The organism is Pedobacter miscanthi (genome assembly GCF_032678605.1).
Classification (GTDB): Bacteria; Bacteroidota; Bacteroidia; order Sphingobacteriales; family Sphingobacteriaceae; genus Pedobacter; species Pedobacter miscanthi_A.
Genome location: NZ_JAVTSU010000041.1, coordinates 1 through 10,755 on the forward strand (window position 1 = coordinate 1; position 10,755 = coordinate 10,755).

A 10,755-nucleotide genomic window follows, 5' to 3' on the forward strand; every position below is an offset into this window, starting at 1 on the left:
GCTATTTTTGTTTAACCTTAATGTTATCGTTATGAAAACCAATTTTAGCGTGCTTTTCTTTTTGAAAAAGCCAAAGAACTACACCAAAGGGGCTGTTTACTTTATCTTTTTAAGGATTACAGTGGACGGGGTGCGTGCGGAAATGTCAACAAGCAGAAACTGCGAGCCGGAGCGGTGGAATGCAAAAGCCGGAAAAGTCATTGGTACAAAGGAAGATGTTAAAACCCTGAATGCCTATCTGGAAAATATTAAAGCCGAAGTTTATGCAGCGCATAGCCAGCTAAACGCGGACGGAGCTGCAATAACCGCTGATAGCGTTAAATGCAAATTCTTAGGCAAGGCCGAAAAAACACACACCATTATGGAGGCCATTAAAATCCATAATACAAACATGGCCGCACTCGTAGAGAAGGAAGATTATGCTGAAGGCACTTTGAGGCGGTTTAAAGTGCTTGAAAAGCACGTTAAAGAATATCTTTCACTGAAATACCAAACAGGTGACCTCAATATCCGAAATATAGACCATGAGTTTATTGATGGTTTTGATTTCTACCTGCACACTTCAAAAGATAATGATACCAATACCGCCAGTAAGCATCTTAAAAATCTAGGAAAAATCGTCCGTATATGTCTTAGAAACAAGTGGATCATCACTGACCCCTTCTTCGGTTATAAGTTGAAATCCAAACTCGTACAAAGGGAATATCTGACTGCGGATGAACTTCAAAACATTGCGGGCAAAAAATACAGTACCGCAAGACTTACACAAGTTCGGGACTTTTTCCTGTTTAGCTGCTATACGGGGCTGTCCTATGCCGATGTACAAAAACTCAAACAAACCGACATACGTATAGGGATTGACGGGGAAAAGTGGCTGTTCAGCTATCGTAAAAAAACTGGTACGCCTGTAGCCGTCCCGCTTATCCCAATAGCCGCTGATATTCTAGAAAAGTATGAAAATCATCCTCTCTGTGTCAACCAGAACAGGGCGCTGCCGATTTCCAGCAATCAAAAAATGAACGAATATTTGGTCGAGATTGCGGCACTATCGAGCATCGTCAAGACACTCGGGAACCGGATCGCCAAGCGCACTTTTGCCACTACAGTTACTCTTTTGAACGGTGTACCTATCGAAAGCGTATCTAAAATGATGGGGCATACCAATATACGCACTACCCAACTTTATGCAAAAATGCTAGATGAAAAGGTAAGCAGTGACATGGCACCTTTAAGACAGATTTTCGCATCAATTTAACCCCTTCCGGTCGGCAGTTCATGTGCCGACCGTCTTTAAATACACAATAAGAGAATGGAAACAAAAATCAAAATTTCTGATGAACTGGTTATGAACCAGATTTACATGATAAGAGGGCATAAAGTGATGCTGGATTCTGATCTGGCTGAACTATATGGAGTGGAAACCAAACAGCTAAAGCGGCAGGTAAAAAGAAATGCAGAACGTTTTCCCGAAGATTTCATGTTTGAGCTAAACACGGAGGAACAGAAAATCTTAAGGAGCCAATTTGGCACCTTAAGACACGGGGCGCACTCTAAATATAACATCATGGCCTTTACCGAACAGGGCGTGGCAATGCTTTCCAGCGTGCTAAACAGTACAGGGGCTATTGAGGTAAACATCCAGATCATCCGCATTTTCACCAAAATGCGCCATGTGCTGTCGGACAATACAGAGATTAGGCTGGAAATTGAAAAGATTAAAGGGAAACTGGATAACCAAGACAAAAACATGGGAATCGTTTTCCGCTACCTAGACGAACTGCTGGAGAAACAGGAACGGCCAGCGCCGAAAAGGACACGAATTGGGTTCAAACCCGACGAACTGTAGTTTTCTGTTACTGGCTTCTCCGTATATGCCAAAAGCGGAAACAGCAACAGCCAAGAGCGGGAGGCGTTCCGCAGGCCGCAAATGCGGGACGGCCAGTTTGCAGGCATTAATCATGTAAATGTTGTTTATGGTTATTTGATTGATCATATCGCTATTTATCCTTTTCAATTTTATGGGTAAATACATAACACAGGTTCAATAATTCCACTAATTGATTATAAAAAAATAACATATCTGTCAGTTCCTCACCATCTGGCGATTCAGCAGCAAAATGAATCCATCCGGCGTATAACTCCCAAAGCTTAGTACGGGATTCGTGAATCGGATGGTTCACGAAAAAATAAGTAATTGATGGCACAGGATTATCAAGATCCTCATCGGAGATATCAATGGGCTGATAATTTAAAGCCTTTAAAATTTCTTCCATAACCTCTCTATTTATTGATGAAACGATATACCATTCTTAATTGATCTACAAAATTTTTAAAATCACCGTCATAGTGTTTCTTTAGTACCAAGAGCTGAAATTGGCTTTGCTGAAAATAACTGACCAGTTGGCTATCATCAACAGAGTTCAACAACACATATTTTCTCGGGCTGTAGCTAAGCATAGCAAAGAAAGCAGTATTGAAGTAATATTGTAGCGGATGTATTTTTCCTTGAAGCATTAATCGAAGTTCCAGTTTATAATAATCACCCATGTCTTTCCATAGAAAACAGATTTCTGGTGTTTCATTATTAAAGGCGCATGGCGTCATATACGATCTTCTTGGCTTGCCTTTTACATTACGCATTCCATATGTATAACTGTACTGTGTGTACAACCTTCCTGAAAGTAAAGGAAGCGCCTTTTGCCAGAGCTCAAAAAGCTGATTGAAATTATTTTGGTTCCGTTTTCGTTTTTCAGCAAGCTTACGAGCGTCTTCTTTATATTCCGGGCTGGCAACCAAGGCTATTTTCTTCATGTCGAAGCAAATCTCAACGAGGTTTTGCTGTTCGTCCGAAAGATCGATTTCAGCAAGTTGCATTTCATTAAGCACGTATATTGTAAAGCTTCTTACCGCAGTTTTAGCCTTGTTCAAAATCCCTATATAAGGAATTAGAAAGGGATAATGATTTGTTCGGAACCTTTCATTGTTGTTATCTGCCAAACAGAAACCCAACACCGTGTGTGTTTCTCTAGGTGGCTGTTCTTGAATTGAATGAACTGCTTTCCGTAGCTCTACTATATTTGCAGATACTATGGGGAGTTGTTTTCCAGGTTTATATAGGCCTTTGTACCTCACTTTTGACGATACATGTAAATTATCCTTCGACTTATGGATCATCAGATACTTAGATCCTCCTGTTTCCTGATCAAAAAATCCCGGCCAATAATAGTCCTCGAAATTATACTCAGTGTAATAATACATCAGTTGGTTAAGCGAAAAATAAGCATATCGGCTCAAATAGTTTTCATGGGTATCAACGCTGCAACTTACCAGTAGTTCGGATGTGGTGACCTTAATATAAACTAGTTCTTCAGGCTCTTTATCCAGAATTACACCGATTACAAGCAGTTCATTGCTGAAAGATATCTTTCTGATTTTAATGGGAAAATAACCCCTTTTGGGTTTTCTGATCTCGGAATATTGGTTCAGTGTATTTTCTGTAAGTATTCTTGTATTTGGCGTAAAAGGCAAATGAAAGAAGTTCATCGATAGAATATTATTATCCTCCATAAACCACCTCACTTTCTTGTTTTAATTGTGTGTAGGATTCCGCCACTTTTGCAAGGGATTTTATCTTGTCACCGCACATAATTTCAGTAAGCTTTAAAAAGGTTGAAACACGAGAAAAAATTTGCTCTGCATCGGCTTGTTCAACCTTAAAATCATCTTTGTAACGTGCAGCGGAATAACTTTTTACCATGATATCAAAGAGCCGTTTGTCCTCTTCACTGCCCGATAAGAATAGCTTTGATGGTGCCGGAGAAAAGCTTTCGCACAACCGAAGCTGTCTATATAGGTTGTGTATATCAGAACGGTATGCCATATGAACCCTTATCAAGGCAATACAGCATTGCTCTGCAACCTGATGCGCCATAAATGCACTTAGATTATAATGTTGGTTAGTCAGGCATTCTTTTGCACTTGCTAAAAACCCCGTTGCCAATGGAAAGCGGTGATCGTAATGTTTTTGGGCTTTTACTGCTCCTTGGGTGGGTATAAAATTTATGATATGAGTGCGTTGCACCATACCATCTCGACTATAAAGAATCTGGCCCTCGTTATAAATGGTAATGAAAAACCTGTTATTGGACTTTATTGCATCTGCAATGGTTTCTCTCCCATGAGCCAATATGGTGATCTTGCCGAAGGGATAATGATTATTGGCAAAGTCCTGAACCTCATGTTCAATTCTGGTAACGCTTTCGGTCACCATCAACAAAAAATAATGATATTTTTCTGTATGGTGGTCTTCTATAAAACACCCGTTATTGACTTTAAAATCGATGTTTTTACCAAAGCTATGGATTTGCTCGGGTTTGAATTTTTGAACCAGCTCTTTGATAAAGGCCGAAAAGTTTTCTTTCTGGAATTGACCAGTTTGTGAGAATTGTGTTTCCATAATCGTGACATTTTTGATTTCTGAGATCAAAAATGTGGTACGGCAATTCCGTAACCTACCAATAAAACTGGTATCTTACTACAATACATTGGTTCATTACTATCTTAGGAATTTATTATATTTGCTTTATGGAAACGCCTACAAAATCTAACAAAGTGCATCTCGGTAGAAAAATCAGCCGTATCAGAGAAATACGTGGTATCAAGCAGGATTATCTTGCTATTGAACTAGGCGTAAGCCAGCAGACCATTTCTAAAATTGAGCAAAGTGAGGAAGTTGAAGATGCAATGTTGGAAAAGATTGCAGGTGTACTTGGTGTGAGCGCCGAAGCAATAAAGAATTTCAGTGAAGAGGTTCTTATATTTCACATTCAAAATATGCATGATAACGCATCAGCATACCAGTACAATTACCAATGTCATTACAATCCATTAGATAAAGTGGTAGAACTTTATGAACGACTGCTCCAGAGTGAACGTGAAAAAAATGAGCTTTTAAAAAATAAGTAATTCAACTAATACGCTGCGTAGTTAAGAAATTGGTAATTTGTTGGCTACCTTTTACCCTGCTATTTTTCATCCTTTAAATTGTCAAAAACTCATAATCAAAAATTGAAAAATAAATTTGATTACTGAAATGAGTTTATGGAAAATATAAAAGATGTGGAGAAGTCCAATTTATTGTATCACGCTATTTTCAGAATTTCTGATTTAAATTCTCAATAATAGAGGGAATAATGATAAACTTTCTGCAGTTAGCCAGTTTTTGGGCTTTCTAATTTATTGTTGGCTCATATACAACCCCATCTTTAATGATTATTTTGTCAGAAAGAAAATTGTTGGCACTGTCAAAGGGGCTTCTATGCCAAATAAGCAAATCAGCTCGACTGCCTTTTTCAATTATCCCAACTTTTGAGTCGATGCCTAAAGCTTGTGCTCCGTTAATTGTACATATTTGTAATATCGAGGATATAGAAAATCCAGTTTTGAATAACAGTAATTGTTCGGCTTGAAGTGACTTTCCACCCTTTGCCATGTCTGTTCCAATCCTAAGTTTAATTCCCTTCTCTTGCATCTGTCTAACGTACTTCATGAAAGTTTCAAAGTTTTCCTTCGTCCTGTTTTGTTGTCTTACTAAAGACACCGAATCCCCAGGAGAACCAGACTGGAATAGTTCCGCTAGAATATTTATGCTAGTTGAAAAAGTAGCATTTCGGCTTGCCAGCTTATCTATCAAAATATTAATTTCAGCCTTTTTATGTTCGTCAATATATCTGAACATTTCTAAGAACATTTTCAATATATCGGACTGTGTTTTGACTTCTCCGTAATTAGCGGTGAATTCTTGATTAAAAGAATCCCAGTCTTTTTTCTCTTTGATCACACTATAAGCAATGGTGACCAGATGTTCATAATTCTTTAAACCAATATCTAAAGTGTGATCCATAGTCATGACGTTTTGGTCAATATGACCATAAACCCTCATACCTAAGCTATCTGCGGTTTTAAAGGCAATTTTAAACTCGGGATCTCTTAACCTCCAATAGAGTTTAATATGTCTGATGCCAAGTTGGTAATAAGCTTCAATTTTCTTCTTTGCTGCTAACGGACTATCAACAACTACATGACCAATATATGTAGGTCTGTCTTCTTTCGAAATAATGGCCGCGCCAGCTGTATAGATATTTATATGGTTTGGGCGAGGGTTAATTGACCAGCCGAGGATAGGTATTAGCCACTTTTCAGGTTGTCCCATCATCATGACAGTAGTGATCCCATATGGTAGATATGCATCAGTTAGATGCTGTCTGTATATATTTAACGAATCTTTCACCAGATACTCAGGTGCTTTATCATAGTCCCCAAATACATCAGTGGGATGGATGTGTGCATCAATAAAGCTTGGGGTTACTAGTTTCCCTTTCGCATCAATCGTTTTTTCCGCTGCGAATTTGTTGGTGTTTCTAACGATGTCTTCAATGATACCCTTTTTTATAAGGATGACCTGATCTGGCCCGACTACTCCTGTTTTGACGTCAAAAATTTTTACATTTTTAATGGCTAGATCATATTTTTTAACTTGACTAAAAGAACTGAAGCTGAAGAATAGGCAGAATATTGTTATGTATTTCATGTAGTAATAAAGAGATTAATGCCGATTACCTTCGGCATTCTTGTATAGGCTTGTATCCTAAAGGTTTTCTTATCTAAGAGAAGTGTAATCAATTGAAGAAACAAATTTTTAACAAACTTTAACCTTTGATTTTCTTGATGTCAGATAGTATCTGTTTATCAGAAAACGGTGAGATACTAATAATTTATCGCAGTTATTTTCTAAGCTTTGTGATCTGTTAATACCAAAATCATATTTGATTTTATCGTTGTTTGCCTTGACTTTGATCCATAACTTTTTTCTTTTTCTTCTTACGTTTTGGAGGTTCCATCGTATTTGCTCGTGGCGCAACATAAACAGGCTCAATTGGAGAAAAAAGAAAGATATGAGTGAACTGATCCCGACCGATGAGGGCATATTAAAATCGCTTGGGAAAGATGACCTGCTCAAATTATTTAGATAGTGCAACGGTCTTACTATCAAAAAAGCAAAGGGTTTGAAATGATCGCCCCCTCTGATTTGCCATTCATTATTTGTTGAGTGGCAAATTATTTCAAATCGCCACCTAGGTAGCATTTAGTCACACCTCTTAAATTTATCATTTCACATTAACAAACTCAATCCTTCTTTTTCAGCGAATGCAGCCGCTTCCTGGCTTGCTTCGCCTCTTCTGCCGTTTCTCTGGCAATTTCTTCCGCATAGGCTTTTTCTAACGCTTCGGCTTCCAGCTTGATGGTGTTCTCTTCCATCGCTTTGGGATTACGGCTGTAGGTCGTATCCGCCCAATGCCCCCAAGTGGGAGCCGTCTGTCTGATCACACGGAACTTGATATCATTGGCACTCATGCGGTTGTTTTCGTGTTTCAGGTACAAAGCTGTCCCGACAGATAAGGCTGTAATTAGGAAACAGGCCGCTACACCAATGATGAGGTTTTTTGACCAAGCCCCGAAATGGTAGTGATGTTCGTTTTTTACGGTGATGATCTTGGGCATGGTACCCACGAGGTCTTTGACCTGATCGATCTGCTGGCTGATTTTCTGATCGTCATAACGCTTGTTGGATTTTTCTATCTGGCCAGAGATGTTAGCTAAAGTCTCTTTATACTGTTCTAAAAAAGACTTTAAAAATTCTGGCAGTTCGCTTTCGATGACTTCCATTCGCTTAACTAAGCCCAGAATGAGTTCTTCGGACATTGTTACTTTTTCTTCTAATTCGTCCTGTTCCATAACATTGAATTTTGTTGGTGAATAGTTTGTTTATTTATCTGGTTACTCCTTGGGATTGCTCTGCTTGATGTTTCTTTCGTTTCCTGCGGGCTATTTCTGCGTCTCCGACCGGGTCTGGTGCCGATGGCACAAACTCCGGGCTAAGCAGGATATTCAGCAGGTTTTCAACTACACCAGACGCATTCGGACTATGCTCATGCTCGGCATGAATGTCATGTCGGATGGTCTCTCTCAACTGCTGCGCCAGTGAGGGCTGATGTTCCTCCCTTGCGTTATGGTAAGCCTGTACCTGCTGGCTGCGGTTTAACTTTGCATCCATACGGGAAAAGCTTAAACTCCTATCAATAGCGGAGCCCTTCATTTTCAGCTCGCCCTTTTCAAAAGAGATGCCCTGCACTTCTTTGGTACCGCTTTTGAACTTATAGGCGATACCGATGCCCCGCACGGTCAGCTTCGCTTCCAACTCTTTCCAGTTCTTGGAAGTTTTCATAGCCGCCCTGATGGCATCATACAGTTCATACCTGATCTTTTCCCTGCCATTTAAAGCCTGCCTGTTGACCTGCTCTTTGCCCTTGCTCCAATGGTAACCGTATTTTAGGGTAAGCTCCCTGCAGGCTTTGATATTGCGTGCGTAGTTGTTCTTATCGGTGATCGTCGCACCCTTGTTGTCCACCCGGTTATATACGACGTGTAAATGTGGGTGCAATCTATCATGGTGACGTACCACCACGTACTGTGTATCCCGGATACCCATCTTATGCATATACTCTTTGGCATGTCCCAGCATAACCGAATCGGTCAGTTTGGACAGGTCTTCCTTACTCCAACTTAAGACCAGATGCCCGACCGCCTTGCCCAGTTCCGGCCTCATTTTGCGTTGCAGGTTAAAATCATTGGTCAGCGTGGTTGCGTTCTGCATCCTTACACCCTCTGCAAAAAGAATCTTTGCTTCAGGCTTATCCACGATGTAGCGGACACAGCCCCCGAAGCTTCTTCCTGTGATCGGTTTACCGATCATGGTCATTGATTTTGGTTAACAGTTCTTCGATCTGTCTGATCAGCGCCTGACATTTTAAAGCCAGCGTTGGCAAGCCTTCCACATGGGAAAGATGGGTCAACTGGTTGAGGTTATTGGCTATCCCTGATAGCATCCTGAACCATCCGCTTTCCTCGGGGGTAAAGCGGGGGAAAACCCTTGCACTCTTTGCCGCCCTGCGGAACCATTCACTGGGTTTCAGCCCCGCATTTTTCGCCCGTTGCCCGATCAGTTGTTTTTCTGTAGGGGTTAACCGGATCATAAGCAGGTCACTTCGGCTAATCTTTTTTTTTGGTCTGCCGGGTACTCTTTTTTTCTTTAGTTCACTATTGGCCATCGCTGTTTTCATGCGCTGTGTTCCTTTCCAAATCTTTGGTAAATCCTTTCTTTTTTCTTTTTTTTAACCGACCGACGGGAGCGAGCCCGGGGCATCCCTTTAGGGTGAATCCGGGTTTTTGTATAGCAAAAACATTAACTCGCTCCATCAAGGCTCCCTGCAATGCACTGGCGAGAATAGAGGTCTGGGGTGATCATTTGTTAAGCCCCCAAAAGCGGAAGAAGGGAGAGCTGTCAAGGGAACGTGGAATAAATGGCCATTGCGGGCAGGCTTAGAGCGTTTATGCCGCGAAAGTCCCTTTACTGCTTTTCCTTCTGAGGCTATCTTTGCTGTAACATATGATCAACCTTACCAGTAGCAGAAACTCTCCGAAGAACGAAATTACCCCTCTTGTAAAACCCAAGCAAAAAACTAACTTTACGCTAAAGGAACGTTCTTTATAAAGCTGAAAAGTCGCTGCCAGCGAATCCGGCGAACTGTGAAAAAGTTGCATAAGGGTGTTTGATTACGGTGCAAGGTTCTATGATCCGGTGATTGGGAGGTGGAATGTTGTTGATCCGCTAGCGGAAGACTATAATGATGTTTCTCCGTATAACTACGGATTGAATAATCCTATTTTAAATATCGATCCAGATGGGAGAGGGACAATGGGCTTCTACAATGATTATCAATATGGCCGGGATGGAAAATTACAAATGGTTGTAATTAATGATTTGCCCGATAGATTCTATCAAGTGAATAATACTGGTGGTGTTGATCAGTTGCAATACCGCCAGCTTACCGCCGATATGAAAACTCAGTACGGAATTAAGAGTGCTGAATTGGGAACTAATTTGGGAAGTGTAACTATTGAAAGTACGAAATCAAATACTATTCCATTAGTCTTGTCCCCTCCGTCAGGAACAATGCGATTGCCGAGAATACCGCCGCCGCACCCAATATTTGTTTTCTTAGCCGCTATGATAACAAATAGTGGCCTGGATGCGATGATGAAGGGCCAAAGATTTGGGGAATTGTCTGCATTGCAACAATCACAAGTTCTTTTAACTAAAAAAAGTGGCAAAGAGAAAGCTGATGATATTCCATCATGGGCTGCAGGTCAAAAACCAAAAGATGGGGAGTCTGGGAAAGAGTTTGCAAAAAGAGTACTAGATGGACATTATGGCGAAGGGAATTGGAGTGGCACAGGTCCTGGTAGTGAGTACAATAAACTTAAGAAAAATGGTGATAGAAATAAAAAATAAATGTTAAAGATGGGATTAGTTTATTTATTATGGCATACTCATTATGACAATCGATTGGAAAATAATGAAGACATTAAGTTAATCGGTGTTTATAGTACAGAAGATATGGCAAAGGAGGCTGAATGTAGAGCGAAGTTACTAGAAGGATTTAAAGATTCGCAAGATGGATTTGAAATATCTTCTTATAGACTTGATAAGGATGAATGGACGTCTGGCTTTGTAACAGTTTAACTTGATTTATTTCCCTATCTAGTCTTAGCGTCTCGCTAAGACTAGATATAACTTAGATAACGAAGCCTGGCGGTCTAAAAATTGCTTGGCTTTGTTATTTCTGTAGTAGTCCA

The 10,755-nt window shown here is 40.3% G+C and carries 12 protein-coding genes; 5 read left to right on the plus strand and 7 right to left on the minus strand.

The window, feature by feature from the left end:
• Both R2R28_RS28640 and R2R28_RS28645 read left to right on the plus strand, forming a co-directional pair.
• A partial coding sequence (locus R2R28_RS28640) for a site-specific integrase (protein ID WP_316829086.1) occupies positions 1-1,255 on the plus strand: 1,255 nt, incomplete at its 5' end.
• Between the two features lie 54 nt (positions 1,256-1,309).
• Positions 1,310-1,846, plus strand: coding sequence for an ORF6N domain-containing protein (locus R2R28_RS28645; protein WP_316829087.1), 537 nt, complete (start codon positions 1,310-1,312; stop codon positions 1,844-1,846).
• A gap of 151 nt (positions 1,847-1,997) precedes the next feature.
• Here R2R28_RS28645 and R2R28_RS28650 read toward each other — a convergent pair whose 3' ends face one another.
• From R2R28_RS28650 to R2R28_RS28660, 3 genes are read right to left on the minus strand one after another with little or no spacing between them, the layout of a single operon-like run.
• Positions 1,998-2,273, minus strand: coding sequence for a hypothetical protein (locus tag R2R28_RS28650; RefSeq protein ID WP_316829088.1), 276 nt, complete (start codon positions 2,271-2,273; stop codon positions 1,998-2,000).
• 7 nt (positions 2,274-2,280) lie between these two features.
• The gene (locus R2R28_RS28655) at positions 2,281-3,543 is read right to left on the minus strand and encodes a hypothetical protein (protein ID WP_316829089.1); all 1,263 of its coding nucleotides are present in this window, start codon (positions 3,541-3,543) and stop codon (positions 2,281-2,283) included.
• A 13-nt stretch (positions 3,544-3,556) separates the two neighbouring features.
• Positions 3,557-4,456 carry a HEPN domain-containing protein gene (locus R2R28_RS28660; RefSeq protein WP_316829090.1) on the minus strand — a complete coding sequence of 300 codons (900 nt, stop codon included), beginning with the start codon at positions 4,454-4,456 and terminating at the stop codon, positions 3,557-3,559.
• Between the two features lie 128 nt (positions 4,457-4,584).
• On the opposite strand from R2R28_RS28660, the gene R2R28_RS28665 reads away from it, so the two are divergent.
• Positions 4,585-4,965, plus strand: a complete 381-nt coding sequence (locus tag R2R28_RS28665; protein WP_316829091.1) for a helix-turn-helix transcriptional regulator — start codon at positions 4,585-4,587, stop codon at positions 4,963-4,965.
• Between the two features lie 265 nt (positions 4,966-5,230).
• Here R2R28_RS28665 and R2R28_RS28670 read toward each other — a convergent pair whose 3' ends face one another.
• From R2R28_RS28670 to R2R28_RS28685, 4 genes are all read right to left on the minus strand, one after another.
• Positions 5,231-6,589: an amidohydrolase family protein gene (locus R2R28_RS28670; RefSeq protein WP_316829092.1), complete on the minus strand. Its 1,359-nt coding sequence runs from the start codon at positions 6,587-6,589 to the stop codon at positions 5,231-5,233.
• A gap of 596 nt (positions 6,590-7,185) precedes the next feature.
• A complete protein-coding gene (locus R2R28_RS28675; RefSeq protein WP_316829093.1) occupies positions 7,186-7,794 on the minus strand; it encodes a hypothetical protein in 609 nt (202 codons plus the stop codon).
• Positions 7,795-7,828: 34 nt separating this feature from the next.
• Entirely contained in the window at positions 7,829-8,812 is a 984-nt protein-coding gene (locus R2R28_RS28680) for a relaxase/mobilization nuclease domain-containing protein (RefSeq protein ID WP_316829094.1), read from the minus strand.
• Positions 8,802-9,179: a plasmid mobilization protein gene (locus tag R2R28_RS28685; RefSeq protein WP_316829095.1), complete on the minus strand. Its 378-nt coding sequence runs from the start codon at positions 9,177-9,179 to the stop codon at positions 8,802-8,804. The genes R2R28_RS28680 and R2R28_RS28685 overlap by 11 nt, the downstream gene beginning before the upstream one ends.
• Before the next feature lie 485 nt (positions 9,180-9,664).
• On the opposite strand from R2R28_RS28685, the gene R2R28_RS28690 reads away from it, so the two are divergent.
• Together R2R28_RS28690 and R2R28_RS28695 are read left to right on the plus strand one after the other, a co-directional pair.
• Positions 9,665-10,411, plus strand: coding sequence for an RHS repeat-associated core domain-containing protein (locus tag R2R28_RS28690; protein WP_316829096.1), 747 nt, complete (start codon positions 9,665-9,667; stop codon positions 10,409-10,411).
• Positions 10,412-10,420: 9 nt separating this feature from the next.
• Positions 10,421-10,642, plus strand: coding sequence for a hypothetical protein (locus R2R28_RS28695; RefSeq protein WP_316829097.1), 222 nt, complete (start codon positions 10,421-10,423; stop codon positions 10,640-10,642).
• The last annotated feature ends 113 nt before the right edge of the window (positions 10,643-10,755 follow it).